This window comes from Methylobacterium sp. 37f, from assembly GCF_023093475.1.
GTDB lineage: Bacteria > Pseudomonadota > Alphaproteobacteria > Rhizobiales > Beijerinckiaceae > Methylobacterium.
Genome location: NZ_JAGHKN010000007.1, coordinates 17,592 through 43,428, shown reverse-complemented (window position 1 = coordinate 43,428; position 25,837 = coordinate 17,592). Strand labels below are relative to the sequence as shown.

Sequence of the window (25,837 nt, the reverse complement as noted above, 5' to 3'; positions counted from 1 at the left end):
CTAGCGCGGCAAACATCCCCTCGCTCGAATCCGCGACATTGAACAGGCTCCGCATTTCCGCCATCTCCAGACACGGGCAAGCGTTGCCGTGCGTTCGCGAAGGATGGGCGCAAGACAAGATCGAGACATCCCAGCGATGAATAAACTCTGATCCTGTCCGCGGAAGATCGGCACGATTCAGGATAACCCGCGAAAGTTCGTGACTTCGGAGGCGCCGCGGGGCTTCATTCGACAGGACAGGCGCTGGCTGCGTGCCGCCCCTGCCGGGTGGACGACCGCACGCGGTCCGGCGGCGAGACATGATCTACAACCTGCAGATTCTGCGTGCCCTGGCCGCCTACCTGGTCTTCCTGACCCATTTCGGCCTGTACGCGGCCCCGATCCTGCCACGACCGGACGCCCTCGCCTTCGGGGCCGTCGGGGTGGACGTGTTCTTCGTCCTGTCGGGCTTCATCATGTTCGTGAGCACGGCCGGGGGCGGCGAGACGCCCGGGTCCTTCCTGCTGCGCCGGGCCATCCGGGTCGTTCCGGTCTACTGGCTCGTCACCCTCGCGCTGGTGCTGATCGTCCTGGCCGGCCTGAAGCCGATCGGGATCGTCGCGCTCCGGCCCGACTACGTCGTGCAGTCCCTGCTGTTCCTTCCGTTCTCCCGGAACGGCTACGTCGAGCCGCTGAACTCGGTGGGGTGGACGCTCAATTACGAGATGTTCTTCTATGCCGGCTTCGCCGGACTCCTGCTTGTCGCCTCGCTCAAGGCCCGTCTGATCGGGCTGGTCGCCGGCTTCCTCGGACTCGCCCTTCTCAGCCTCGCGCCGGTGCCGGGCCTGTACTGGGCCTATTACACGAAGCCCATCGTGCTGGAATTTGCCGCGGGGGCGGGCCTCGGCTACGTCTATCTACGCCTCGGCCAGCCGCCCGCGGGCTTTCCCGTCCGGCGGCTGGCCGGCACGGCCCTCGTTGCCGCGGCCGCCCTCGTCCTCGGCGCCCAGGCGCTGGCCGCCGCGCGCGGTGCGGATCTGGAGATGACGGGCTTCGCCCGGCCGCTGGTCTGGGGAACGGCCGCGTTGCTGGCGGTCGGCGCCGTGGTGCTGCTGGAGCGGGGCGGCGTGGTGCTGCGCTCGCGCTGGCTGCTGTCACAGGGCAATGCCAGCTATGCGTTCTACCTCATCCACAACCTGATGCTGCACAGCGCCGCGAAGGTGGCGGCCGTGCTGGTCGCGCCCGGAGCGCTCCGCGTCGTCCTGGTCTTCGTCATCGCCTTCGGCGCGTCGGTCGCCCTCGGGGAATGGCTGTTTCGATGCGTCGAAGCCCCCATGGGCGCCGCGCTTCGACGCCGGCTCGACCGGCGGCCCCGATCCGCACCACTGACCGGAGCGGTGACACCGTGAAAGGCGCGGCTCCGCAGCGACAGCCTTAACCACCGGTAAATGATGACCGCAATTTCTTCAATAAAGCCCTCCAGCCACGACTTTGTCGCAACTTGGAGCGCGCCAGATACCGCTTCTTTACCGGCGGCGACCGTAGTACACCTGAATTGAAGGATCGCGGATTGATATGGCTGGCCTGACGGCAACCGGCAGGGAGTCTGTTCGAACGACCGGCGGGCCGGCGAGGATGGTGCGGATGCGTGTCGCGATCGTTCACGACTGGCTCTATGTTGTCGGCGGCGCCGAGCAGGTGCTTCGGCAACTGCTGAAGATCTATCCACAGGCGGATGTCTATACGCTGTTCGACTTTCTGTCCGAGCGGGACAAGGCGCAGCTCGGGTACAGGGATGCGCGGACCAGCTTCCTCCAGGGCATGCCCTTCGCGCGCAGCCGTCATCGGCACTACCTGCCCCTCATGCCGATTGCCATCGAGCAGTTCGACCTGTCGGCATACGACCTCATCGTCTCGAGCAGCTACGCGGTCGCCAAGGGCGTGCTCACCGGCCCCGACCAGCTCCACGTCTCCTACGTCCACTCGCCCATGCGCTACGCCTGGGACATGCAGCACACCTACCTGCGGGAGAGCGGCTGCGCGCAGGGCGTGAAGGGCTTGGTCGCCCGCCTGATCCTGCACTGGATGCGGCTGTGGGACTACAGGACGGCGGCCGGACCGAACGCGATCGTGGCCAATTCGGCGTTCGTGGCACGGCGCATCCACAAGGTGTATGGGCGCACGGCCGAGGTGATCCACCCGCCCGTCACGCTGTCGAGCCAGCGGGGGGACGTGGCGCGCGCGAACCACTTCCTGGTGGCGAGCCGGCTCGTCGCCTACAAGAACGTCGAGGCCGTCGTGCGCGCCTTCGCGCAGCTTCCCGACCTGAACCTGGTGGTGGCGGGCACCGGCCCCGAGGGCGAGCGGCTGCGCGCGATCGCCACCCCGAACGTCTCCTTCACGGGCTTCGTGCCCGACGCGGATCTGCGCCACCTCATGGCCACGGCCCGGGCCTTCGTGTTCGCGGCGGAGGAAGATTTCGGGATTATCGTGGTGGAGGCCCAGTCGGAGGGCACGCCCGTGCTGGCGCTCGGTCGCGGCGGCGTGCGCGAGACCGTCCAGCCGCATGGGCCGCACCGCACCGGCCTGTTCTTCGAGACGCCGGAACCCGAGGCCATCGCGGCCTGCATCCGCGAGTTCATCCGGCAGGAGAGCGGCTTCACCCGCGAGGCCTGCCGGGCCCAGGCCGAGCCCTTCTCCGCCGAGGTGTTCCGGCTCCGGTTCTCGCGCTTCGTCGACGAGCAGATGGCACTGCACCGGGCGGCCTGCGAGCCGCCGCGTCCGTTGCCCCGCCTCGAAGCCGTATCCTGAGGGAAGGCGCGCATGTCCCTCCTCACCCTCGACCTGCCCGATCGGGTCCCGGCCTCCGGGAGCCGCCGCGCCGCGCCCGAACGCGAGCGCGGCAGCCATCTCCTGGCGCCTCTCCTCAAGATCTGGCGCCGCCGCATCCTGTTCGCGACGGTGTTCATCGCGGTCTTCGGGCTGGCCGTGACCCTCCTGATCCGGACGCCCGCGCAATACGTCGCCAGCGGGTCCGTGATCGTGGCCGAGCCCGAGCCGGGCGCCAACAATGCGTCCATGGCCTGGATCCAGAAGCTCGGCGACCCCGCCGATCTCGAGAGCCAGATCCTGGTGCTCCGGTCCCCCCGCCTGATGCGCCTGGCCGCCGACAACGGCCTCGCCGAGGCCGTGATGGCCGAGTGCCGCCAGGCCGTCACCCGGGGGCGGCCCGACCGGATCACCGACAAGAAGGACGCCGCCTGCATCAAGCTCGGCACAGACCGGGATGCGCTCGTCGAGTACCTGCAGAAGCGCTATCTCGTCGGCAGCGCCGGCCGATCCCGCGTCATCGCCGTCGCCTACAAGTCGCCGCTGCCCGAGGTGGCGCAGACGATGGCCAATGCGCTGATCAACGCCTTCCTGGAGGACCAGCGCAATGCGCAGGCCTCGAGCCGCAAGGCCGCGACCGACTGGCTGTTCACCGAGATCAAGCAGCTCGACAGCTCGATCCGCGACGACGAGGCGCGCATCCAGGCCTTTCGGCGCCGCAAGGGCCTTGTGAAGGGCGCGACCGGGCCGATCAGCGCCGAGCGCCTCACCGGCATCAGCCAGCAGCTCGCCGCCGCCGAGGGGTCCAAGGCGGATGCCGCCGCGCGCCTCAAGGAGATCGAGGCCGACCGCCGTCGCGGCTCCGACAGCGCCCCCGCGGTCCTTGCGAGCCGGGCGGTCGGCGACCTCAAGCAGCAGTTGAGCGGGGTCAGCGCTCAGCTCGCCAACCAGAGCACCCTGCTCGGCCCCAACCATCCGTCCGTGCGGGCGCTCCAGACCGAGCGCAACAGCCTGCGCGACCAGATCGAGCGCGAACGGACCAACGTCGCCGACGGCCTGCGCAAGACCTATGAGGCCTCGAACACCCTGGCCAAGGCGCTGCGCGCGCAGATGGACAGCGCCAAGTCCGAAGCCGCCGCCGCCATGGACGACGAGGCCTCGATCGAGGGCATGGTCCGCAACGCGGAGATCAAGCGCGCCCGCTACGCCGACCTCGTGAAGCGGGCGAGCGAGCTGGAGACCGAGCGGCGCATCCTGACCGGCAGCACCCGGCTGGTCAGCCTCGCGGAGATCCCCCAGGAAGCGTTCTCGCCGAAACCCGTGCCGTTCCTGGCGGGCGGCTTCGTGCTGGCGACCGTGCTGGCCGCCGCCGCCGCCCTGCTGCGGGACTTCGCGGACCGGCGGGTCCGCACCCCCGCGCAACTCGTGGCCGGCACCGGCGCTCCCGTCTTCGCGCAGCTGCCCTGCCTCGATCCGGGCGGCCTCGTCGGCCGCCTCTCCGACCGCCGACGCGAATTGCCCCTGGCCGAGGCCCTGGAGCGGGCGCAGGGACATCCGGCGATGCGGAACGTGCTGCGCACCCTGCATGCCCACCTGTTCCTGGCAGGCGGCAACGGCTCGCGCACGGTCCTGGTGACCTCGGCCAAGCCGCGGGAAGGCAAATCCTTCACGACCTTCGCGATCGCCGGCCTCAGCGCCGCGAGCGGCCGCCGCGTGCTGGTGATCGAGTGCGACCTGCGACGGCCGAATTTCGAGGCGACGCTCGGGCTCGGGCGCAGCCCCGGTCTGGTGGGGGTGCTCCGCGGCACGACCGATCCGGCCGCGGCGGTGGTCTCCTGCGACGGCTTCGACGTCATTCCGGCCGGGCTGCCGACGCCGGACTCGACGGAACTGCTGATGCACCCCCGCATGGCCGGCCTCCTGGCCTGGAGCCGGCGCTACGACCTCGTGCTCCTCGACAGCCCACCCACCAGCCTGCTGATGGACGCCTACATGCTGGCCCGGCACGTCGACGGCGTGCTGTGCTGCGCCCGCTACGGCCGCTCGCAGCTCTCCGACACCATCGAGACCGTCACCGGCCTGCGCGAGGCCGGCGGTGCGGTGCTGGGCATCGCCATGACGATGGTGAAGCCGGGCGGCCAGCCGACCTACGAGCCCGCGCCGCTTCCCCTGCCGCACCGCGCGGGGGCCGCCTGATGGCCGGGGCGCTCTCCACCGGGGCGGCCCACGATGCCGCCGACACGACCGTGCCGGACCGCGTGGCGGCCACCCGGCCCCGGGTGCTGTTCGTGAGCCACACCGGCACCATGTCGGGCGCCGAACTCGTCCTGCGGGACGTGGTCCGGCCCTGGGCCGGTTCGACGGCGTTCCTGTTCGAGGGCGGCCCTCTCGCCGACGCCCTGCGGAACGCCGGCCTGACCATCCGCCTCGCCCGCCGGGGCGCAGACCTCACGCGCCTGCGCCGGGATGTCTCGCCCTTGCGCGCGCTTCCGGTGCTCGGGCGCCTCGCCGGACTCGCCCTCGAACTCGGCCGGGCCGCCCGGGCCTGCGACGTGGTCTACGCCAATTCGCAGAAGGCCTTCCTGCTCGCGGCGCTGCCCGCCCGGCTCGTGGGCCGTCCCCTGGTCTGGCACCTGCACGACATCCTCGACGGCGCCCATTTCGGACGGGCGCAGCGCGCGGTCCAGGCCCGCCTCGCCAATGCCTGCGCGGCGCGCGTGGTCGTCCCCTCGCGGGCCGCAGCCGAGGCCTTCGTGCAGGCCGGCGGGCGGCGGGACCGGGTGACGGTGGTACCCAACGGCCTCGACCTGATCCTCGACCCGCGTCCCGCCGCGGATCTGCGGGCGGAACTCGGGCTGCCGTCCGGCCCTCTCATCGGGGTGTTCAGCCGCCTCGCGCACTGGAAGGGGCAGGATGTGGTGATCGAGGCGCTGGCGCTGGTGCCGGGTCTGCGCTGCGTGGTGGTCGGCTCGGCCCTGTTCGGCGAGGATGCCTACGCGGCGCGGCTTCGGGAGTTGGCGGCGGCGCGCGGCGTGACCGACCGGGTGTTGTTCCTCGGGCAGCGCGACGACGTACCCCGCCTGATGCAGGCCGTCGATGCGGTCGTCCACCCGTCGGTCGATCCCGAACCGTTCGGGCGGACCCTGGTCGAGGCGATGCTGGCCGGCGTGCCCGTGGTCGCCACGGATGCGGGCGCCTCGGCGGAAATCCTCGAGGGCGGCACCCTCGGCACCCTGGTTCCGCCACGGCGGCCCGACCGCATCGCCGCGGCCCTCACGGCGATCCTGGCCCATCCCGACGATCTCGCCGCGCGCACCCGCCGGGCCCGCGAGCGAGCCCTCACCCGCTACGGGGCCGCCCGGATGCAGGACGATCTCGCCACGCTGATCCGCCAGGTCGCCGCCCGCGTCTGACGACGCGGCGATCCCCCTCCCCTCTCGTCTCAGAGCCTCCGAGCCACGATGCCCCGCGTCCTCGTCAACATGCCGAGCCAGCATGGCGGCCGTCCGTCCGGGGTGGCGCTGGTCGCCTTCCGGGTGATCGCCGGGCTGCTCGACCGGGGTCAGGTCACGATCGTGCTGCGGTCGCCCTGGACCCGCGACCAGCTTCCCGAAGCGATCCGCGAGCGGGTCGAGGTCGTCACCGTCCCGCGCCCGCGCGTCATGGTGCTCGATGTCCTGCGGCAGGCCTTCGCCGTCCCGGCCCTGTGCCGGGCAGAGGCCATCGATGTGGTGCTCAACGCCGACCCCTACGGCGCCCCCTTCGGCGGCCGGGCGCGCGTCAGCGTCGTGCACGACCTCTACTTCCGCACGATCCCGGACTCCACGGGGCTGCGCGAGGCGCTGACCACGAACCTGATCTTCCGCCTGGTCCTCGGCAACAGCGCCCGGGTGATCGCCGTGTCCGACACCACCCGGACCAGCCTGGAGCGGTTCTATCCGGCGCTCCGCGGCCGGACCCGGACCGTGCCCTCCGCCGCCATGCTCAGGGACGGAGGGGCCACCCGGCCTTCGGAGGTCGCCATGCCTTCGGAGGTCGCCATGCCTTCGGAGGTCGCCATGCCTTCGGAGGTCGCCATGCCTTCGGAGGTCGCCATGCCTTCGGAGGTCGCCATGCCTTCGGAGGTCGCCATGCCTTCGGAGGTCGCCATGCCTTCGGAGGTCGCCATGCCTTCGGAGGTCGCCATGCCTTCGGAGGTCGCCATGCCTTCGGAGATCGCCGTACCTTCGGAGGTCGCTCCCGGACCCTACGTGCTGGCCGTGGGCAACGCCACCCACAACAAGAACTTCGCCACCCTCGCGCGGGCGGTCGCCGCGCTGGCCCCGACCCACCCCGAACTCGCCATCGTCCATGTGGGCGACGACCCGGACGACACTCTCGCGGCCGGCCTCGCGGGGACCCCGGTTCGCCTGACCCGCCTGTCGCGGATCGGCGACGCCCGCCTCGCCGCCCTCTACCGGGGCGCCGCCTGCCTGTGCGTGCCCTCCTTCGCGGAGGGGTTCTGTCTTCCGGTGCTGGAGGCGCAGGAACTCGGCTGCCCGGTTCTGTGCTCGGACCGCTCGGCGACGCCCGAGATCGCGGGCGCCGGGGCCCTCACCTTCGATCCCGCCGACGCCTCGGCCCTCGCGGCCGGCCTGCGCCGCCTGCTCCACGAGCCCGGCCTGCGGGTGGACCTGATCGCGCGCGGCCATGCCAATGCCCGCCGGTACGACTGGGCCGAGACCGCCCGGCGCTACGAGGCCGTGCTGCTCGAGGCCCTGCGGGAAACCGTCCGTCCGACACCCACCGGGGAGGCCGCGGATGCGCATCCTGCACCTTAGCTCCCTCTACGCCCCCGAGCAGGTCGGCGGCGCCGAATTGATGGTGGAGACCCTCGCCCGGACCCAGGCCAGCCTCGGCCACGCCGTCGCGGTGGCGTGCGTCTCGCGGCGCCGGGAGGCGCCGACCGTGCAGGACGGTGTGACCGTGTACCGGATCGGGTACGGCACGCCCTTCCATGGGCTGGACTGGCCGCAGCGCGGGCGCCTCGACCGCCTGCGCTACAAGCTGGCCGCCCAGTGGAACCGGTACACCCTGGTGCACATGGAGGCGGCGGTCCGCGACTTCGCGCCGGACGTGGTGAACACCCACTCGATCTCCGAGATCACCCCGGCGGTCTGGCCCCTGCTGCGGCGCCTCGGGCGACCGGTGGTCCACACCCTCCACGACTTCACCAGCCTGTGCACCAATGGCGCGATGGTGAAGCACGGACGCGCCTGCGCCGGGCAGCACCTGAAGTGCCGGCTCTACGCGGCGCCGCACCGCCAGTGCCAGCGGGCCGTCACGGCGGTCGCGGCCGTCGGCACCGACATCCTGGACCGCCACCGTGCGGCTGGCTTCTTCGCGGACGTCCCGGAATCGCTCCGCCGGGTGATCTGGAACCCGATCGCCCCGGGCGGCCCCTCGACGCGCCAGCCCCGCCGGCCCGGCGCACCGGTGGTGTTCGGCTGCCTCGGACGCATCGAACCCGCCAAGGGCACCGACGTGCTGCTGGAGGCCTGCCGCCGCCTGCCGGCGCAGGGATGGCGCCTCGTCATCGCGGGCCGCGCGGCCGACGGGCTCGACCGCTACCGCGCCCTGGCCGAAGGCTTGCCGGTAACCTTTGTCGGCTATGCCGAGCGGGATGTGTTCCTCGACGCCATCGACTGCCTGGTGGTGCCGCCGGTCTGGCCGGAGGCGTTCGGCCGGACCGTGGCGGAGGCCTATGGCCGCGCCGTGCCGGTGATCGGAACCGCGGTGGGCGGCATCGGCGAGCAGGTCGGCGACGGTCCCTGGCTGGTTCCTCCGGGCGATGCGCCGGCCCTGGCCGCCGCGATGGCGCGGGTCATCGCCGAGCCGGACCGTCTGGCAGAGGGCCTGTCCCGCGCCGGCGCCGTCCGGCAGGGCACCGATCCGGCCGCCGTCGTCGACGCCTATCTCGATCTCTACGCCGCCGTTCGCACACGCGGCGCAGCCTCTCACCATCGCCGTTCGCCGGCGGCTCTCTCCGAACCCCCGCACCTCGACGAGTGCCGCCCATGACTGGTTTCGCAACGATCGCTCCCGCCATGATCGCGCCCGCCGTGATCGCACCCGACCCGGGCCTCGCCCGCGCCGCGCTGGAGGCCGCACCGACCGGATCGCCGGTATCCCGGGACGAGGAGGCCGTCGCGCGCGCGCGCACCGGGCCGCTGCGCATCCTGCATCTCAGCGCGCTCTACCCGCCCTACATCGTGGGCGGTGCCGAGCGCTCGGTGGAGCACCTCGCCGAGGAGCTGGTGGCGGCCGGCCACACCGTCGCGGCCGCCTGCATCGCCCGCGAGCCGGAGCCGAAATCGGTGCGCAACGGCGTCACCGTCTACCGGATGGCCCACCACAACGATTTCTGGCTGGAAGACTGGCCGAAGGCGACGCGGGTCGGGCGCACCTGGGCGAAGCTCAAACAGCAGTGGAATTTCGCCGTCGCGGCCGAGTTCGGCCGCGTCCTGGACGATTTCCGGCCCGACCTCGTCAACACCCACTCGCTCCTCGACGTCTCGACCCTGGTCTGGCGCGAGGCGGCCAAGCGCGGCATCCCGATCGTCCACACCGTCTGCGAGTACGACCTGATCTGCGGCAACGCCGCGATGTTCCGGCACGGCAAGCCGTGCACGCACTGGCACCTGGGCTGCAAGGTGGTGAATGCCACCAAGCAGATCACCAACCGGGCGGTGGGGGCCGTGGTGAGCGTCGGGACCGAGATCCTGAAGACCCACGTGAACCACGGCCTGTTCCGGCACCTGGCGCCGGAGCGCCGCCGGGTGATCTACTATTCCTGCTCGGTGCCGGGGGGTGACCCCGAGGCCCGGCGCCGGATCGATCGCACCGGCCGCCCCATGACCTTCGGCTATCTCGGCCGCATCAACGTCGAGAAGGGCGTGGGGACGCTGATCGATGCGTTCCGTGCGGTCGGCCCGGGCGATTGGCGCTGCCTCGTGGCCGGTCAGGCGATGGACGACTCGATCGAGCGCTTCAAGGCGCAGGCCGAGGGCCTGCCGATCGACTTCGTGGGCTGGGCCAAGCCCGCCGACTTCCTGAGCGAGATCGACGTGCTCGTCGTGCCCTCGTTCTGGGCCGAGCCCTCGCCGCGGACGATCTACGAGTCCTACATGATGGGCGTTCCCGTGATCGGCGCGGCCTCCGGTGGCATCCCGGAACTGATCGGCGAGGACAATGCCGCGTGGCTGTTCACGCCGGGTGACGACGCGGACCTCGCCGCGCGCCTCCGCACCGTGATCGCCGGGGGCCGCGCCGGCCTGCCGGACGAGCGCAGCTTCCAGCACGTCATCCGCGAATCCACCTCCGAGCGCGTCGCCGAGAAGTACCTCGACCTCTATGCCGAGCTCGTGGCCGAGCGCCGGGCCGGGCGCGCGTGAGCGTCACCGCCCTGCTTCCGGCCGAGGCTTCGACCGCCCCGGCGGCACTCGGACTCGCCGACGAACCGGACGTCTCGGGTCGCTCCTTCGCGGCGGCCCGCTGGGTCGCGCTCGCCTCGGTCGGCAACGTCGTCCTCAGCTTCGGGGTGTTCCTGGTGCTGGCCCGGCTCATCGAGCCCGCCGAATTCGGGCTCGTCGCGGTCGCGGCCGTGTTCATCGACATCCTGCAGATCGTGGCCCGGGGCGGCCTGCCCGACGCGGTGGTCCAGAGGGCGGATCTCGACGAGGACTTCGCCGCCACCGCCTTCTGGGTGACCCTCGCCTCCAGCGTGGCCTATGCCGCGGCGCTCGTCGGCCTGTCGTGGCCGATCGCCTGGCTGCTCGACCTGCCGGAGCTGCGCCCCGCCCTCACCGCGCTGTCCGCCTGCTTCGTGCTCTCGGCCCTGGGCGCGATCCACGAGGCGCGCCTCCAGCGGAGCTTCGGCTTCCGCAAGCTCGCCCTGCGGGCCCTGGGCGCCAACCTCCTCGGAGGGGGCGCCGCCCTGGCTCTGGCCCTGTCCGGCTACGGCGTCTGGAGCCTCGTGATTCAGCGTCTCGTCGCCACCACGGCGACCACGCTCCTGACCTGGGCGGCGATGCCCTGGCTCCCGGCCCGGCGCCTGGATTTCGCGGCGGCCCGGAGCCAGATCGCCTTCGGCTCGCGCATCTTCTCCACCAACCTGCTGCTGATGTTCTCGATCCGCAGCCAGGAGGTGATCGCCGCCTACTTCCTGTCCACCACCGATGTCGGGCATCTGCGCCTCGCCTGGCGCTGCATCGACCTCGTCAGCCAGGTCGCCGTCATCCCCCTCTCGGCGGTGGGCCTCACCACCTATGCCCGCCTGCAGGATCGTCCGGCCGACCTCGCCGCCGCCTTCCACGACTTTACCCGGACCTCCGCCTTCCTGGCCCTGCCGGCCTTCTTCGGCATGGCCGCCGTCGCCCCGACGCTGATCCCGTTCCTGTTCGGCGAGCAGTGGCACGATGCGGTGCCGGTCCTGCGGATCCTGTCGCTGCTGGCCCCGGAATTCGTCGCCACCTCCCTGCTGTGGATGATCTTCACGGCGCTCGGTCACAGCGGCACCGCCCTGGCCCTCGCGGCCGCCCAGTTCGGCCTCGGGGCCGTGGCGGCGATCCTCACGGGACCCTTCGGGCTGACGGCGCTGGTCATCGGCCACGTGGCTCGGGCCTACCTGTTCTCGCCGCTTATCGTGGTCCGGGCCGGGCGCCTCGTGCCGGTGAGCAACGGGCGCCTCGCCCGGGTGTTGATGCCCGCCACGGCCTGCGCGGGCGCGATGGCGGGCCTGGTGCTGCTGGTCCAGGACCCGATCCACCACGCCCTCGGCGACCGCCTCGGCCTGTTCGCCAGCGTAGGGGTAGGCATGCTCGCCTACGGGGGGCTCGCCCTCCTGTTCATGCGCCCGACGGTTCGCGCGGCCCTCGGGTTCTTCGCCCGCCGGGCCGGCTGACCGCCTCGGGTCCGACGCCTGCACGCTTCGCAAACCTTTGCGCGCCAGAATGGGCGGGAGGCCGCCGGTGCGCCCGTCCGGGCGGACGGCGTCCTCTCGGAGGCTCCGGGACAATGGCGGGACCAGCGATGCCGGCGGCCGAGACGGGAGGCGCGCGGGCTGTGCCGGTGGCGGCCGACCGCGCCGCCGTCTTCCTGTTCGGAGCCGCCCTGCAGCTCAACGTGCTCACGTCGACCTTCGGGCTGCCGTTCCAGCGCCTGTCCGACCTGCTGCCCTTCCTGCTGATTCCCTGGTTCGGGCTGCGCCGGGCGGTGATCACGGAGGGCCTGCGCCACGTCGTGCCGCTGGCTACCATCGGCATCCTGATCGGTTTGTCGCTGGTGCTGAAGGCGCAGATGCAGGCGGGCGACGTCTACCTGACGCTGGTGCTGCTCCTCTACTTCGTGCTGGCGGCCATCCTGCTGGTGATGTTCCGCGATCGGCGCCTCGAGCACGCCTTCTGCTGGGGTCTGCTCGCGGGTCTGCTCGGCTCGCTCGTCGTCCTGCTGCTGTCGACCTCCGGGCTGCCGCTGGACCGCTTCGGCCTGGGCGTGCCCACCGACGGGCTGGACGAGGATCTGAAGCTGTTCGTCGAGGACAAGCAAGGCGGGATCTGGGCCTCGGGCAACGAGACCGGCCACGTCTTCGCCCTGGGCGGGGCCGCCGCCCTCCTGTTGAGCCTGCGGTATCGCCTCAACCTGATCTATCTCGCCTACTTCGCGGCCCTGCTGGCGAGCTTCCCCCTGACCAACAATCGCTCCGGCCTGTTCATGCCGTTGCTGGTCCTGGTCGTCCTGATGCGGCGGAGCATTCGGCTCCAGGTGGTGCTGCCCGTCCTCGCCGGCCTCGGTATCCTGCTCATCGTCTTCTCGATGACGGGCGAGATCCCCCTGCCCCAGAAGCTGGCACAGACCATCGAAACGCGCTTTGCCGGCGACAGCAACGTCACGGGCAACGCCGACGAGCGCTTCCTGTCGGGCTTCACGGCGTTGCAGCTCGTGCTGGAATACCCGTTCGGTGTCGGCGAGGTCGCGCGGCGCGACGAGCTGCGCAACCTCACCGGCCTCGTGACCCCGCATAACGGATTCGTCGCGCTCGCGCTCCAGAGCGGCGTCGCGGTCACGCTGCTCTTCCTCGCCGGGCTCCTGCGGATCGCCCGGTCCCCCGCGGCCGCCGGCCCCTTCGTGGCCTACAGCGCCCTGTTCCTGGTGCCGTCGATGATGTTCGAGGAACTGTCGGTGAACCAGTACTTCCTGTTCTTCATGGCGGTGGTGCTGGCCTCCCTCGCGGTGCGGCCCCGGCTTTCCGACGGACCGGAATCCTAGGGGCGCCACGTCACCGCGCGGGGGGCGGGCTGCCGATCTGACAGGTCGGGGCCGCCGTGCTCTCGCTGCGGAGTTCCGCCATCATCACGGCGCGGGCCGCCTCCAGCGGCGCGGCGCTGACCGGCATCGGCCCGTCGAACGGGCGCTCGTGCAGGGCGATCACCCCGAGGGTGGTCACCGTGGCGATCGCGAACAGGATCATCGCCACCGCCTGCGGCACCGGCTTGTCCACGTGGATCAGCCCGATGGAGAGGAGGGTGAGCAGCGCCAGCACCATCAGGGTCAGCCATTTCGACTGATCGCCATGGGCTTCGCTCAGGCTCAGCCGGTCGCCCCGCGCCGCGCGCAGGTTCATCACCGCGTCGAGGAGCGCCGAATGGGCCGCGGCGCCGGCCTCGGTGGTGTGGCGGGGGTCGGCCACCGCCTGCAGCAGGCGGCCCAGGGCCTCGCCGGCCGGGCGCGACGATTCCAGCTCCGCCATCTTGGGCCATTCGTCGTCGATCAGGGCGTTGGTGTAGGTCCGCAGCCGCGCCCGGATCTCCGTCATGTCGGAGGCGGTGGCGATGCTGAGGTCCTCCACCGCCAGCAGGTTCATCTTCTCCGACTGGACGATCTTCGAGGCCTGGCGCTGCCGTTCCCAGGCATCGTTGGCGACGAAGCCGGTCAGGAGCGCCAGCATCACCGAGATGGCGCTGAAATACGGTGCCACCAGGCCGAGCCCGAGCTTCGTGATCCCGGGCCGCGTGCCGGACGACACCGACAGGAGGGTGATCACGGCCCCGCAGACCGCGAAGATCGCCGCCAGCAGCGTGAAGATCAGCCAGACCGGCTGATCGAGCCAATAGCTCAGGACCACGTGTGTCTCTCCCCAACGATCAATGGGTCGTCACGATCAATCGGCCACGACGATACGGACCCGCGCCTACCGAACGGTGAACCCGACCGTCGCGGAACGCCGACATCCGGCCCGCGTGGTCACGACCGCCCCGGTCACGCCGCTCCCGGGCAGCCCTGGACCGTAACGCGCCCCTAACCCTGCCGACAAAGATCTTGCCGGCGAAAGCTGACGGAGATCGGACATCGATCCGGAGAACGACACGGACCATCATCGTCCGATCCCCGTAAACTCAGGAGGCTCGATAAGCTGTCGATCGATACGGAGATCGTCGGCCTCAAGTGTTCGACGGCCTTCGACCGCGATCCTTCTCCGTATTCCGGCTGGTTTCACCGGGATCGAAGGTCGCGCGACGCCCCCGATCCGGATCGCGTCTTCCAACCCGCCCCTGTGATCCTGCCGGCCCGCCGGCGCGACGGGGCAATATCGCAGGCGCGGGAGTCGAGACCGGATTCGGCAGCCGAGGCCGGCGCGGGCGAGGCGGCGGCCCCGCCCGCGCCTCTCAGGGTTTGATGACGGGTTCGGCGCTAGATCCGCCCATGACCTCGATTCTCGTCAGCGCGATCGCCTTCTGCTCGATCTTCTTCGGTGCGCTCGCGGGCGTCTGGGCCGCGCGCCGGCTCCCGGCGCCGCACCTGTCCGGCGAGACCCGCGCGGCCATCTCGGTTTCCATGGCGGTGGTCGGCACGCTGGCGGCCCTCGTCCTCAGCCACATGCTGTCGAATGCCGGCGCCTCCTTCATGCTGCGCACCACCGCGATCCAGACCCTGGCCGTCGACCTGATCAAGCTCGACCGCGCCCTGAAGCGCTACGGCCCCGAGACGCTCCCGATCCAGGACAACCTGCACACCTACGGGCGGACGAAGCTCGAGGAGCTGTCGACGTCGGGGCCGGACGGCAGCCTCGGCCTCGACAACCTGCATCGGCTCGAAACCCTCAGCGATCAGATCGTCGACCTTCGCCCCACGGGGGACCGGACGCAGCGCGTCCAGGCCCAGGCCCTGCGCATCGTCGACGAGATGGCGGATGCGCGCTGGCTCCTGGTGGAGCGCAAGAGTCTGGCGGTGCCCCTCCCGTTCCTGGTTCTCATGATCTTCTGGCTCTCGATGCTGTTTGCCAGCTTCGGCCTGTTCGCGCCGCGCAACACCACCGTGATCTTCGCGCTGCTCCTCTGCGCCCTGGCGATCTCCGGCGGCATCCTGATGATTCTCGAACTCGGCGCGCCGGCGCGCGGCCTGATCCGCCCCTCGGTGGCGCCGATGACGATCGCCGTCGAGGAACTGGCGCGCCCGTGAAGAACCGGAGGCTCGAAGATCTCGCGATACAGCCCGCGGATTTCGATCGGGTGTTTTCTGATCCCAGAATCACGCTGATCAAGGACATGATCAACGACATCTTCACGGGATCGATCATGGACAGATCTGTCAACCAGAGCCGACCTGTCGCCCTTCATTCGGAAACCATATCGGCGTCGCGAAAATCGGATCATCTGGACAACCGGCGCGCTTCCCAGGAAAAGACCGGGGCGGACGGGGATCGTTCCTTGGTCTTTCGTCGCCGCGATCCGCTGCGTGGCCATCGAGCGTACGGTTGGGAGAGTCACGCGTGACCACATCGTCTCAGCCGGACCCTCGGTCCGGTGGTGCGCGCGCCGATGCGGCGACCAGCCTGCCCGAGGGCGGCGCCCGTCGTCCGACCCGGCCCGGCCCCAAGGGCCGGCTGCTGCGCAACCTCGGGGCGGCCAAGCGCACCAGCGACCCGGTGGTGGGCATGCTCGCGGCCTCGTCCACGCCCGCGGCCAGGCCCTGGACCCTGCCCCTGTGGCTGCTGCTGGTCGGGCGGGAATCGGTCCACCGGCGCTGGCCCCTCGTCACGGGCGCAGGCGTGCTCTGGATCATCCTGGGCCTGGCCCTGGTGGCCGATGCCCTCGACGGGGCGACGCACATTCCGGATCGCTGGTTCGGCCTCCTGCTCGCCCTGGAGGCGGTGGCGGCCTTCATCCGCGGCCTGATCGCCACGGGGGCGGCGCGCCGCCTGCGCCTGCTCAAGGCGGCGCTGCTGTTCGGGGTCGCGGTCCTGACGATGCTGGCCTCGGCCTCCAGCACCTTCCTGCTGGCGATGCTGTTCGGCACGGCCTTCCTGGTCGACGGCGCGTCGCGGATCGTCCTCTCGCAGGTGCTGCGGTTTCCGGGCTGGCGCTGGTCGGTGTTCCACGGAAGCCTCGGCGTCGCCCTCGGCCTCCTGACCCTGGAGCCCTGGCCGACCTGGTATGCCGGCACGGTCGGCTTCAGCATCGGCGCCTTCCTGATCCTGGGCGGCGTCAAGGTGGCGCTCCTGGGGCTGCGGCTGCGCCGCCTCCCGGCGGATGTCGGCCGATCCACGCCGGAGGGCGGCGCGGACACGGTCACGGTCTATGTCTGGACCCCCACCGGGACGGCCAGCATTCCGGCCCGGCAGCGCCTCGTCCACCGCTACGTCGTCTCGGTGAACGGGGGCGGCCACATCTCCACCGGTCACGCCTCGCTGGAGATGTGCGGGCGGGGCGAGACCGGCGGCGCGGACGACGCCGGGCCGGACACCCCACTCTACGTGAGCCACTACCCCGCCGTGGAGATCGACCGGTCGCCGGACAATCTGCGCGCGACCCTGCGGGCCGGGCCGGAGAACAACGTGCCGGGCCGCTTCCTGCCGAGCTATCGCGCGGAGGCGGACGATTGGTGCGAGGCGACCGTCACGGTGACGCTGCACGGGGTCGACGGGGCGCGCCTGCGCGCCTTCTGGGCGCGGTATCGGCAGGACACCGCCTATAACCTCGTCGGGCGGAACTGCTCGACGGCGGTGGCCAACGCCCTCGACGCCGCCATCGAGGGCAGCTTCAATCGCCACGGCCGGCCGTGGTGGATGCTGATCCGGGCCGTGATGAGCCCGGAATTCTGGGCGGCCGCCGTGCTGCGCAACGGGGCCGGAGCGATGACCTGGACGCCGGGCCTCGTGCTCGATTACGCCCGCGCGCTCAGCACCCTGGTCGATCCGGTCACGCCGCTCCCCGCCATCCCCTGGCAGGGCGTCCGTCGTCGCCTCGTGCGCAACTGGCGCGCCGAGGCCGTGGCCCGCAAGCGCGGCTGGCTGGACCAGCGCCGGACCGCACCGCCTTTGTAAGATGGCGGGCGGGGTTGGGTCGCGACCCTGTGCAGGCCTCGGAAATCTCCGCTTGCGGGCTGCTCGGTGAGGCCGTGACCGATGGCCGTGAGGGACCGATATCCGCCGGTCCGCTTTGGGGACGCTCAGGAAACGGGGCGCTGATCGATCAATCCAAGGCGGGAGACCACCGTTCCGGGAGCCAGGATGGCGCCGGGCGCAACGACCGCATTCGCGCCGATGCGACATCCGTCGCCCACGAGTGCGCCGAACTTCAGCGTGTCCGCTTCGAGCGTCGTGCCGTTATAGCCGATACGGAGGCGGGGATCGGCCAACTCGTTCCGGTAGTTCGCAATGATCGAGCCCGCTTCGAGATTGACATCCCGGCCAAGGATGCTGTCGCCGACGAAGTTGAAATGGGCGAGCCTCGACCCTCGAAACAGGATGGTCGTCTTGAGTTCGGCTCCGGGTCCGACGATGCAGTCGCTGTCGAGCCAGCATCCACCTCTGATCAAGCTTCCCATAGCAATAAGACACTTCGGGCCAACGATCAGAGGGCCTTTCAGTACGGCGCCGGTCTCGACCCTGGTCGTGCGATGGATGGCGATATCGCCCTCGATCTCGTATTCGGAGCCGAGGGTCTTCAGAAGTCTCGCGACCATGCCAGCCAAGCCGGGGATGACATCCCACGCCTCTCCCGTCGCCCACCCGGCAAAGGGCGCATGACGCCAAGACGCGATATGCGCATCAACGATGGTCATTCGGCACGCGCTCGTGATTCTCACAACCCTCGAGTGTCAGACCGTGTACGGCGTACCAGCCTCGGTCAATCGTTTGCCACGGGCTCGAACGGCAGGTTTCGATCGCCGCGACGGCGTTGGTGAGCGTCCGGGTCGGGGCGGCGCCGGGCCATCAGCTTCCGCATCGAGAGCCATGGTCCGCTATCCACCCGCCTCAAACCGTCAGGCTCCATCGCAACCGTCGAGTTCTGACCGGCAGCGTCGAGGATTTGGATCGGCACCGCTCCGCCGGAGTGGGGCCCTGCGTCTCATTCGGGGGACGGCCTGGCCGTCGGGCCGGTGGGCGATGGGCGTGCGCTGACGCTCTTCGCCTGATCCGGGGGCCTCGCCGATGGTGCCAGGCATGCTCATGTGGCCCGTGCGCCACAACGGCACAGCGATGTCGGTCGATTTAGAACCTCTTTAAAAAGCAACAGAGCGAGATTGAAATGAATGTAAGTCTTCGTCTTGGAAGTTCGATCTGACCAGGTTGACCGGAAATGTTTCTGCCTCGTAACGCACAGCCTCCGAGTTAGTTTTGGTATGCGTCCGTGGCACCCTCCATCAAGAATAAGAAGTCCCACGGTGCTCGCGTGGCATCGACTGCTGTCCTTTCGATGACATCCCTTGTTTCAGTGATCGGCCTTGGATCGAATTCGACCCAAGCCCAGCCTGCCACGGACGCAGCTCAGGCGGTGCAACTCGAAGAACTTGCTGTCGCGGGCGATGGCGGCTCACTTCTCAAGGTCGATGGCTATCTTGCCAAGGACAGCATCAGTGCGACCCGCACGGACACGCCGCTGCGTGAGGTGCCACAAACGGTGGTGGTCGTACCGAACCAGGTGCTCGAAGACGCAGCCGCCACACGTGTCGACACGGCTCTCGACCTGGCCGGAGTCGGTCGCGCCAACAATTTTGCAGGCTTGGGCCTGACCGAGTTCACGATCCGGGGCTTTGCCACCGGCGAATACTACCGCAACGGATTTCCGATCAATCGAGGATTCCCGAATTCGCCCGATGTCGCTTCCATCGAGCGCATCGAGGTTCTCAAGGGTCCATCAGCGTTCCTGTACGGGCGTGGCGATCCGGGCGGCACCTTCAACATCGTCACCAAGCAACCGCTGGCCGAGCGCAGCTTCGCCATCGGTACGCAGTACGGCAGCTACAACCTCAAGCGCAGCACGTTCGATGCGACAGGCGCCCTCGATGAGGACGGCAAGGTCCTCGCCCGCATCACGGGTGCCGTTGAGGACAACGGCAGCTTCCGCGACTTCGTGCGCGGCGACCGTTACTACCTCGCGCCTGTCATAGCCTGGAAGCCGACCGCCGACACGACCGTCACCCTCGAAGGGGAGTTCATCAGCACCAGCCAGACCTTCGACCGCGGCGTCGTGCCCATCGCCGGCAACCTCCGTGCCCTCCCAAGGACCCGCTTCATCGGGGAACCGGGGATCGCCCCGGTTCGCAACGACAACGCCCTCGGCCAACTGCGCATCGAGCATCGGCTCGACCCGAACTGGGTGGTCAGCGCCGGGGCGCAGGTGCTGGGCGGCAATCTCGCCGGCGACGGTGCGGGGGCCATCGGCGTCCTTGCCGACGGACGGACCCTGCGGCGCACGTTCGAGCGGCGTGACCTGACCTGGTCCGATCTCGACCTGCAGGTGAACCTCGCGGGCAAATTCGAGACGGGTCCGTTTCGCCACACACTGCTGACGGGCCTGGACTATGACAGCTATCGCTACCGTGAGGTCTTCAACCGCTCGAACGCGACGACCAACCCGTTCTTCCTCGATCTCTTGACCCCTCAGTACGGCCAGCGCCTGCCCCCACTCACGGCCTCCGTCAGCAACCTGCTGGAGAACACGCAGAGCTTCGCCGGCTACATCCAAGACCAGATCGACATCACGCCGCGCCTCCACGCACTGGTTGGCGTGCGCGTGGAAGACATCGGCCTCGTCTCGACCTCCTTCCTCAACAATCGGACCACGCGCCTGCAGGGTACCGCTGCGACCCCCCGTCTCGGCTTGGTCTACGACCTGTTCGACACGGTCTCCGTCTACGGCAACTACTCGCGCTCGTTTCGGCCCAACACCGGTGCGGACCGGACCGGCCGACCCTTCGCGTTCCAGGAGGGCGAGGGCGTCGAGGCCGGTGCCAAATTCACCCTGCTCGACGGTCGCCTGAGTGCCACGGCGGCCGTGTTCGACATCAAGCGGACCAACGTCCTGACAACGGACCCGCTCGACGTGAACTTCAGCGTGGCCGCAGGCGAGGTCCGCAGCCGTGGCTTCGACCTGAGTTTCGCGGGCTATCTGGCGCCTGGCTGGCGCGTGATCGGCACCTACGCGTATGTCGACGCGGCCGTGAGCCGTGACAACGCGCTTCCTGTCGGGACGCGGCTGGCGAATATCCCCGAGAACAGCTTTTCCGTGCAAAGCGTCTACGAGTTCCAGAGCGGCGACCTTCGGGGTCTCGGGCTCGGCGGGGGCGTCAGTTTTGCCGGGCAACGCGTTGCCGGGACGGCTTTGTCGACCTTCAAGCTTCCCGAATACACGGTCTTCACCTTGATCTCGTATTATCAGATTACGCCGGGCGTCAGAGTCTACCTGAACGTCGACAACCTCTTCGACGAGACGTTCTATGACCGGGCGTTTCAGAACCGCTACGCCACTCCAGGTCTTCCACGCACGATCATGGGTGGCGTTGCGGCTCGCTTCTAAATCCCCGCCACGCTTGTTTTCCAATGCCGCTTCGGCACGGCGTCGAGGATCGCGGTCGCGCACGAGGCTGGCACGGTTCCGCGCTCCGCCGGGTCGGGGCCCTGCGTCTCATTCGGGGGACGGCCTGGCCGTCGGGCCGGGCCGGGCGAGGGCGCGCGCGAGGGCGAGCATCACCGCGAGGGTGTCGGCCTCGTCCTGCTCCGCGCCGTGGTCGCTGAGCTTGACGATCACCGTGCCGGTGTCGCGATTGATGTAGACGTACTGGCCGTAGACCCCGATGGCGGAGATGTCCTCGTCGCCGTTCGGAACGTGCCACCACTGCGCCGAGTAGGGCCAGCCGTCGACCTCCTGCCGGGCCGGCGTCTCGATCCGTTCGATCCAGCCCGGCGCCACGATGCGCGTCGCCCCCACCCGGCCGTGATCGGCCACCATCAGCCCCAGGCGGGCGAAGTCGCGGGCGACGGCATTGAGGCAGCAGAACGCCTTCTCGGTCCCGCCGGGCCGGTCGAGATTCCAGGTCGCCTCCGCCTCGGCCCCCATCGGTTTCCAGATCTGCTCCGACAGGATGTCGGCCAGGGGCCGGCCCTGGATCTCGGCCAGGATCAGCCCGAGCACCTCGGTGTCGATGCTGCGGTACTGGCCCTTGCTGCCGGGCCGGGACGACAGGCGGGCGTGGTCCCGCACGAAGGCCGGGAGGTCGCGGGTGAGGTACATCCCGGCCGTGCCGACCAGCGGGTCCCAGGGATCGTAGTTCTCCGGCACCGCGAGCCCGCTCGTCATGTCGAGGAGGTCGCGGACGGTGATGCGGCCGAAGGCGGCGGTGTCGCGCAGATCCGGGCGCAGGTAGGGCAGCAGGGCGGAGACCCGGTCCGTCTCGGCGAGCTGCCCCTTGGTGATCGCCTGCCCGACCAGGAGCGAGACCACCGATTTCGCCACCGACCAGGACGGAAAGCGCGTCGCCCCGTCGAAGCCGGGCCGATACCATTCGTGGACCAGGATGCCGTTCTGCGTGACCAGGAGCGCATTGGTGTGGGTCGCGGCCAGCATCTCGGCCAGGGAGACCCGCCCGCCCTTCCACGGCACAGGGTCGAGGATCGGGCGGGGCCGGACCGGCAGGACCCGCGGGGTCGCCGCCGCCGGCACCGGCCGGCGCGCGAACCAGGGTTCGACGGCCGAGGGCTCGAGGACGGTGAGGGCCACCAGGGTGATGGGATTCGGCACGCCGAGGAGGGCCGTGGCCGCCCAGGCGACGGCGCTCAGGAGCCCGGCCGCCACGAGCCCGATCTTCAGGGCCAGGGCCGGGCGCCCCGCGCGGTGGGGGCGGGACCGCAGGCCGCGCTCGGGGTGAGAAAGCACCGGAGGACAGCCCTTCGTGCGGGAGGGGGACCCCATGTCCGGGGGTTGAAAGCGGATCAGTGGGCCGCGCTCTGGCCCGAGGCCAGGATGGTCACGCCCACGGCGATCACCGCGATGCCGGCCATCATCGACAGGGTGATGGGCTCATCGAACAGGAGGGCGCCGCCGAGGGCCGCCCCGACCATGCCGACCCCGGCCCAGATCGCGTAGACGACGCCGATCGGCAGCATGTTCATGCTGTTCGACATCAGCCAGAAGGCGGTGCCGTAGCCCACCACCATGATCACGGTCGGCACCGGCCGGGTCAGCCCGTCGGCGGCCTTGAGGGCCAGCGTCGCGGTCACTTCGGCGCTGATCGCGAAGGCGAGGAGCAGGTAGGGATTCATGCGGGAAGCGTCCGTGGAAGCGGCGGGCCGACGGAGCGCCGGGCGATGCGTGCGCCCGACAGGAACCACCGGGCGCGTTAATTTCCGGTGTGGCGCCCCGTGAATGAGGCGCGCCGTTGCGGGCTCTAGTCTTGTTTTCGCCGGGCGCACGTGTGGCGGATCTTGAGAGCGACCAGTCTTGGGCGGAGTCAACAGGCTCGGACGGGCACAGGTCGGTTTCCAACAATTGGACCTGCCGGGCCGCGTCGTGTTCGGCTATGGAACGCGACACCCGTGGAAATCGCGCCGGCTCCGGGCCGGCACCCCCACGTGATCGGAGCGTTGAGGATGTCTCGGCCGGCAGTGGTTCCCAGCGTCATCGAAACGACGACCTGCGTCGAACCCCGTCAGGCGTTCGCGTTCTGGCGCGCCACCGCGCTGGCGCCCTTCGGCGACGTGGAGCGGGTCCAGGCGCGGGCGCCCTTTCGGGCCAGGCGGCTGGCCGTGGCCGCGGCGGACTGGGCGCTGACGCACACGGCGAGTTCGCCGGTGGGGTTGCGGTTCGGCAGCGGCCATGTCGACCGGAACGCCCCCGAGCAGGTCGCCATCGCCCTGGCCCTCGACGGGATCGGCTACCAGGAGCAGCACGACCGCGGCGGGCGGATCGCCGCTGGCGACATCAGCTTCCTGGTCCGGAACCGGCCCTTCATGGCCGGGTCCCAGAACGCCTACGAGGAACTCCGCATCGCCGTACCGCGCCGGATGTTCGAGGCGTGGTTCGGCGATGCCGATGCCTTCTCGGGGCGGATTCTGGCGAGCCGACCCGCGACATCCGCCTTCGCGCCGCAGTTCCGCGCCTTCGCGAGCTCGGTGCGGGCGATGTCCCACGGCGAAGCGGACGCGGCCCTGGACAGCCTGCTGCACCTGCTGCGGGGCCTCGTCCCGGAGGCGGCCGGCCGGTCGCGGAGGGAGCTGTCGCGGGATGCGGTGATCTCCCTGGCGCGGGCGCAGATCGAGCGGCGGCTGCACGACCCGGGCCTCTGCCCGCGGGAGATCCACACGGCGCTCGGGCTGTCGCGAACCCAGCTCTACCGGGCCTTTGCCGAGACCGAGGGCATCGCGGCGGAGATCCGGACCGCGCGCCTGACCCATGCCTACCGCCACCTGGCCTCGCCGGACAACGACGGCCTGAAGATCGCCACCATCGCGTATGGCTGCGGCTTCACCGACGTGCCGACCTTTAACCGCGCCTTCCGCCGGCGCTTCGGCTTCCCGCCCGGCGATCTTCGCAGTCGTGATCCAAGCCTGCGTGATCCAAGCCTGCGTGATCCAAGCCTGCGTGATCCAAGCCTGCGTGATCCAAGCCTGCGTGATCCAAGCCTGCGTGATCCAAGCATCCGTGATCTTGGCGCCCGACGCTCCGGAGGCGCACCGTCGGACGGGACATCCTCTCACGGCAGGTGATACGACACGCCCGCGATCAGCGCCTTCTCCTCGGTGTTGATGGTCCGGCGCGGATCGCCGCCGAACTTGTTGTGCCAGTACTGGAAGCCGGCGAACACCTCGAAGCGGTGGGGCGTGCCGGCGACGAGCTGGCCGACATCCAGCACCAGGTTGGTCTGCGACACGAACTCGACCTGGGTCTCGTTCTCGTTGATGCGTCCGTAGCGGCCCTTGGGCAGGATCACGGTGTTGAAGCCGGCGAGCGAGAGGGGCAGTCCGGTGAAGCTCAGGGGCAGCGCATAGGTCAGCTCGAATTCCGGCGTCATCCGGTATTCGACGCTGCGGAAGCGGCCCACCGCGAAGCCGTTGCGCGAGAACTCCTTGTAGGCCTGGACCTTGAGATTCACGTATCCGGCCGGCACGTCGAACGCGAAATTGAGGCCGAAGGTGCCGGCGCGCTTCTCGGAATCGAAGGTCGTGTCCTTGGTGTTGATGTCCGCCCCGAAGGACAGCCCGATATCCTTGACGAGGCCCGGGATGCTGAAGGCGTCGGTGTCGAAGATCTGGTTCCCGCTGAGGACGCCCCGGTAGATCAGGTAGAACTCGGTCGCGCCGACGCCGGGGAAGTTGCCGAACTTGTCGCCCGCCGGGTCCTGGGACCCCGAGCGCAGGATGTCGAGGGAGAGCAGGTTGGTGCCGTAGGTCCAGGTATTGGCGTGGAACAGGTTGACCACGTTCTTGGGCACCGCGCGGGGCTCGCGCCGGCCGTCCGGACCCTGGACGCTGATCCCGGGCTCGGCGGACGGCCCCTGGAACCGGTAGCTGATGATGGTGTCTGAGAAGCTGAAGAGCGAGGGCGCGGGCGGTGCCGCGACCGGCCCCACGGGCGGCGCTGGCGCTGCGGGCCCGTCCGCGGCCGACGCGGTTCCGATGAGGCCGACCCCCGCGAGGCCAAGACCCGCGAGGCCAAGACCGGCAAGGCCAAGACCGGCGAGGCCGAGCCCCGCAAGGCCGAGCCCCGCACGGACATGCCCGCGGCAGGCCAGAAGCAGGCCCCGGCGGGCCGCACACGTAAGCATCGACGTCTCTCCCGTGAATGTCCAAGTCCCGATAAGCCGCCCCATCGGTCGGGCTCGCCGGTTCGGCGCCTGTGCGCCGCCGCGCCGCAGCGCGGGCCGACAGCGGTCGAGCCGGGCTCGTCGCGGTCGTGGTTGATGTCGCCACTCCGCCTTCGCATCCGGCCGGCCGATCGTCGCCGGGCGCACCATGAACCCGGCTCGGGTGCCGGGCACGGGTCGCATGCGTTGCGAAGCCTGCCGCCGCGCGATCGCTTCGACAGACCGCCGGGGCAGGGTATTCCGTGAACGAGGGCGTTCGATGCCGGGCCGCGAGCCCGTGCGATCCGGCCCTATTTCAGCGGACAGGCGGCGCCGCTGGCGATCCAGGCCGCCACCAGGGCACCGGCCTCGGCCTGCGTCCCGGGCGCCGGCGTCCGGCCGTATCCGGGTGCCCAGGCCCATCCGACCAGGGTGTCCTGGCCGATGTGGTGCAGGAGGTCCTCCACCTTGCGCTGGCCGTTGCGCGCCGGATCCTTGATCTGCTCGCAGATCTCGGCGACGCTTCTGCCCTCCCAGGCCATCGAGCGCGGGGCGAGGTGCCAGTCGGAATGCCCCGGCATCCGTCCGGGCCCGAAATTGGCGGCGCCGTGGCAGCTCCCGCAACGCATCGACGCGGTGCCGAAGCCGTCGGGCCCGCGGAACACCGGCGGCTGGTGGGGCCGGCTGTGGTCGCCCTGCCGGGGCCGGTCACCGGCCGGATGGCAGTTGGTGCAGCGGGGACTGGTCAGGACCTTGCCGAGTTCGGTGAAGATCGCCGCCGAGCGCGTGTGGGTGTCGGCGATCGCGTCGAAGCTCTGCGGTGGGGCGAGCCGGCCGGCCGGAACCGGCTCGGCCGCATCGACCCGCACCAGGCACACGGCGAGGACGGCCGCCGCGGCGAGGCCACGGGTCCGGAGGGAAGAGGTCATCG

Annotated in this window: 20 protein-coding genes; 14 read left to right on the top strand and 6 right to left on the bottom strand. The window is 70.1% G+C overall.

What is annotated here, in order from left to right:
- Positions 1–299 precede the first annotated feature (299 nt).
- The 9 genes from J7U37_RS06780 (at position 300) to J7U37_RS06740 (ending at position 13,113) form a co-directional block, all read left to right on the top strand.
- Positions 300–1,388 carry an acyltransferase gene (locus J7U37_RS06780; RefSeq protein WP_056485743.1) on the top strand — a complete coding sequence of 363 codons (1,089 nt, stop codon included), beginning with the start codon at positions 300–302 and terminating at the stop codon, positions 1,386–1,388.
- 235 nt (positions 1,389–1,623) lie between these two features.
- Complete coding sequence (locus tag J7U37_RS06775) at positions 1,624–2,790, top strand: glycosyltransferase (RefSeq protein ID WP_247635223.1); 1,167 nt, start codon at positions 1,624–1,626, stop codon at positions 2,788–2,790.
- A gap of 12 nt (positions 2,791–2,802) precedes the next feature.
- Positions 2,803–5,004, top strand: coding sequence for a polysaccharide biosynthesis tyrosine autokinase (locus J7U37_RS06770; RefSeq protein WP_247635222.1), 2,202 nt, complete (start codon positions 2,803–2,805; stop codon positions 5,002–5,004).
- Positions 5,005–5,114: 110 nt separating this feature from the next.
- Positions 5,115–6,221, top strand: a complete 1,107-nt coding sequence (locus tag J7U37_RS06765) for a glycosyltransferase family 4 protein (protein WP_056486187.1) — start codon at positions 5,115–5,117, stop codon at positions 6,219–6,221.
- 48 nt (positions 6,222–6,269) lie between these two features.
- A complete protein-coding gene (locus J7U37_RS06760; protein ID WP_247635221.1) occupies positions 6,270–7,628 on the top strand; it encodes a glycosyltransferase family 1 protein in 1,359 nt (452 codons plus the stop codon).
- Positions 7,609–8,868 carry a glycosyltransferase family 4 protein gene (locus J7U37_RS06755; protein ID WP_247635220.1) on the top strand — a complete coding sequence of 420 codons (1,260 nt, stop codon included), beginning with the start codon at positions 7,609–7,611 and terminating at the stop codon, positions 8,866–8,868. The genes J7U37_RS06760 and J7U37_RS06755 overlap by 20 nt, the downstream gene beginning before the upstream one ends.
- Positions 8,865–10,241, top strand: a complete 1,377-nt coding sequence (locus tag J7U37_RS06750) for a glycosyltransferase family 4 protein (RefSeq protein WP_247635219.1) — start codon at positions 8,865–8,867, stop codon at positions 10,239–10,241. The genes J7U37_RS06755 and J7U37_RS06750 overlap by 4 nt, the downstream gene beginning before the upstream one ends.
- Positions 10,238–11,749, top strand: coding sequence for a lipopolysaccharide biosynthesis protein (locus tag J7U37_RS06745; protein WP_056187725.1), 1,512 nt, complete (start codon positions 10,238–10,240; stop codon positions 11,747–11,749). The genes J7U37_RS06750 and J7U37_RS06745 overlap by 4 nt, the downstream gene beginning before the upstream one ends.
- A 113-nt stretch (positions 11,750–11,862) precedes the next feature.
- Positions 11,863–13,113: an O-antigen ligase family protein gene (locus J7U37_RS06740; RefSeq protein WP_247635218.1), complete on the top strand. Its 1,251-nt coding sequence runs from the start codon at positions 11,863–11,865 to the stop codon at positions 13,111–13,113.
- A 10-nt stretch (positions 13,114–13,123) separates the two neighbouring features.
- Here J7U37_RS06740 and J7U37_RS06735 read toward each other — a convergent pair whose 3' ends face one another.
- Complete coding sequence (locus J7U37_RS06735; RefSeq protein ID WP_056187718.1) at positions 13,124–13,969, bottom strand: DUF4239 domain-containing protein; 846 nt, start codon at positions 13,967–13,969, stop codon at positions 13,124–13,126.
- Positions 13,970–14,547: 578 nt separating this feature from the next.
- Between J7U37_RS06735 and J7U37_RS06730 the strand changes: the two genes are divergently transcribed.
- Genes J7U37_RS06730 through J7U37_RS06720 form a run of 3 tightly spaced genes read left to right on the top strand, consistent with a single transcriptional unit; the run spans position 14,548 to position 17,167 of the window.
- Positions 14,548–15,303: a hypothetical protein gene (locus tag J7U37_RS06730; protein ID WP_247635217.1), complete on the top strand. Its 756-nt coding sequence runs from the start codon at positions 14,548–14,550 to the stop codon at positions 15,301–15,303.
- Positions 15,300–15,617 carry a hypothetical protein gene (locus tag J7U37_RS06725; protein ID WP_247635216.1) on the top strand — a complete coding sequence of 106 codons (318 nt, stop codon included), beginning with the start codon at positions 15,300–15,302 and terminating at the stop codon, positions 15,615–15,617. Before J7U37_RS06730 ends, J7U37_RS06725 begins: the two co-directional genes overlap by 4 nt.
- On the top strand, positions 15,614–17,167 hold the full coding sequence (locus J7U37_RS06720) for a DUF4105 domain-containing protein (protein WP_247635215.1): 1,554 nt from the start codon (positions 15,614–15,616) through the stop codon (positions 17,165–17,167). Before J7U37_RS06725 ends, J7U37_RS06720 begins: the two co-directional genes overlap by 4 nt.
- A gap of 125 nt (positions 17,168–17,292) precedes the next feature.
- Here the strand turns inward: J7U37_RS06720 and J7U37_RS06715 are convergent, their stop codons facing one another.
- The gene (locus J7U37_RS06715; protein WP_247635214.1) at positions 17,293–17,907 is read right to left on the bottom strand and encodes an LpxA family transferase; all 615 of its coding nucleotides are present in this window, start codon (positions 17,905–17,907) and stop codon (positions 17,293–17,295) included.
- Between the two features lie 635 nt (positions 17,908–18,542).
- Between J7U37_RS06715 and J7U37_RS06710 the strand changes: the two genes are divergently transcribed.
- Complete coding sequence (locus J7U37_RS06710; RefSeq protein ID WP_247635213.1) at positions 18,543–20,645, top strand: TonB-dependent siderophore receptor; 2,103 nt, start codon at positions 18,543–18,545, stop codon at positions 20,643–20,645.
- Positions 20,646–20,753: 108 nt separating this feature from the next.
- Here the strand turns inward: J7U37_RS06710 and J7U37_RS06705 are convergent, their stop codons facing one another.
- Together J7U37_RS06705 and J7U37_RS06700 are read right to left on the bottom strand one after the other, a co-directional pair.
- Entirely contained in the window at positions 20,754–21,935 is a 1,182-nt protein-coding gene (locus J7U37_RS06705) for a serine hydrolase (protein ID WP_247635288.1), read from the bottom strand.
- Positions 21,936–22,057: 122 nt separating this feature from the next.
- On the bottom strand, positions 22,058–22,387 hold the full coding sequence (locus J7U37_RS06700) for a multidrug efflux SMR transporter (protein WP_056187707.1): 330 nt from the start codon (positions 22,385–22,387) through the stop codon (positions 22,058–22,060).
- Positions 22,388–22,714: 327 nt separating this feature from the next.
- Here J7U37_RS06700 and J7U37_RS06695 point away from each other — a divergent pair, with 327 nt between their 5' ends.
- A complete protein-coding gene (locus J7U37_RS06695; RefSeq protein ID WP_247635212.1) occupies positions 22,715–23,830 on the top strand; it encodes a helix-turn-helix domain-containing protein in 1,116 nt (371 codons plus the stop codon).
- Here the strand turns inward: J7U37_RS06695 and J7U37_RS06690 are convergent.
- Together J7U37_RS06690 and J7U37_RS06685 are read right to left on the bottom strand one after the other, a co-directional pair.
- The gene (locus J7U37_RS06690; protein WP_247635211.1) at positions 23,818–24,888 is read right to left on the bottom strand and encodes a hypothetical protein; all 1,071 of its coding nucleotides are present in this window, start codon (positions 24,886–24,888) and stop codon (positions 23,818–23,820) included. The two genes, J7U37_RS06695 and J7U37_RS06690, sit on opposite strands and share 13 nt — an antisense overlap.
- Before the next feature lie 329 nt (positions 24,889–25,217).
- Positions 25,218–25,835 carry an Isoquinoline 1-oxidoreductase subunit gene (locus tag J7U37_RS06685; protein ID WP_247635210.1) on the bottom strand — a complete coding sequence of 206 codons (618 nt, stop codon included), beginning with the start codon at positions 25,833–25,835 and terminating at the stop codon, positions 25,218–25,220.
- Positions 25,836–25,837 lie beyond the last annotated feature (2 nt).

Bases quoted from the DNA above. Each gene is read 5' to 3' on its own strand.
- J7U37_RS06780 (WP_056485743.1), top strand. From the start codon at position 300: ATGATCTACAACCTGCAGATTCTGCGTGCCCTGGCCGCCTACCTGGTC.
- J7U37_RS06775 (WP_247635223.1), top strand. From the start codon at position 1,624: ATGCGTGTCGCGATCGTTCACGACTGGCTCTATGTTGTCGGCGGCGCC.
- J7U37_RS06770 (WP_247635222.1), top strand. From the start codon at position 2,803: ATGTCCCTCCTCACCCTCGACCTGCCCGATCGGGTCCCGGCCTCCGGG.
- J7U37_RS06765 (WP_056486187.1), top strand. From the start codon at position 5,115: ATGTCGGGCGCCGAACTCGTCCTGCGGGACGTGGTCCGGCCCTGGGCC.
- J7U37_RS06760 (WP_247635221.1), top strand. From the start codon at position 6,270: ATGCCCCGCGTCCTCGTCAACATGCCGAGCCAGCATGGCGGCCGTCCG.
- J7U37_RS06755 (WP_247635220.1), top strand. From the start codon at position 7,609: ATGCGCATCCTGCACCTTAGCTCCCTCTACGCCCCCGAGCAGGTCGGC.
- J7U37_RS06750 (WP_247635219.1), top strand. From the start codon at position 8,865: ATGACTGGTTTCGCAACGATCGCTCCCGCCATGATCGCGCCCGCCGTG.
- J7U37_RS06740 (WP_247635218.1), top strand. From the start codon at position 11,863: ATGGCGGGACCAGCGATGCCGGCGGCCGAGACGGGAGGCGCGCGGGCT.
- J7U37_RS06730 (WP_247635217.1), top strand. From the start codon at position 14,548: ATGACCTCGATTCTCGTCAGCGCGATCGCCTTCTGCTCGATCTTCTTC.
- J7U37_RS06715 (WP_247635214.1), bottom strand. From the start codon at position 17,907: ATGACCATCGTTGATGCGCATATCGCGTCTTGGCGTCATGCGCCCTTT.
- J7U37_RS06710 (WP_247635213.1), top strand. From the start codon at position 18,543: ATGACATCCCTTGTTTCAGTGATCGGCCTTGGATCGAATTCGACCCAA.
- J7U37_RS06700 (WP_056187707.1), bottom strand. From the start codon at position 22,387: ATGAATCCCTACCTGCTCCTCGCCTTCGCGATCAGCGCCGAAGTGACC.
- J7U37_RS06695 (WP_247635212.1), top strand. From the start codon at position 22,715: ATGTCTCGGCCGGCAGTGGTTCCCAGCGTCATCGAAACGACGACCTGC.
- J7U37_RS06690 (WP_247635211.1), bottom strand. From the start codon at position 24,888: ATGCTTACGTGTGCGGCCCGCCGGGGCCTGCTTCTGGCCTGCCGCGGG.
- J7U37_RS06685 (WP_247635210.1), bottom strand. From the start codon at position 25,835: ATGACCTCTTCCCTCCGGACCCGTGGCCTCGCCGCGGCGGCCGTCCTC.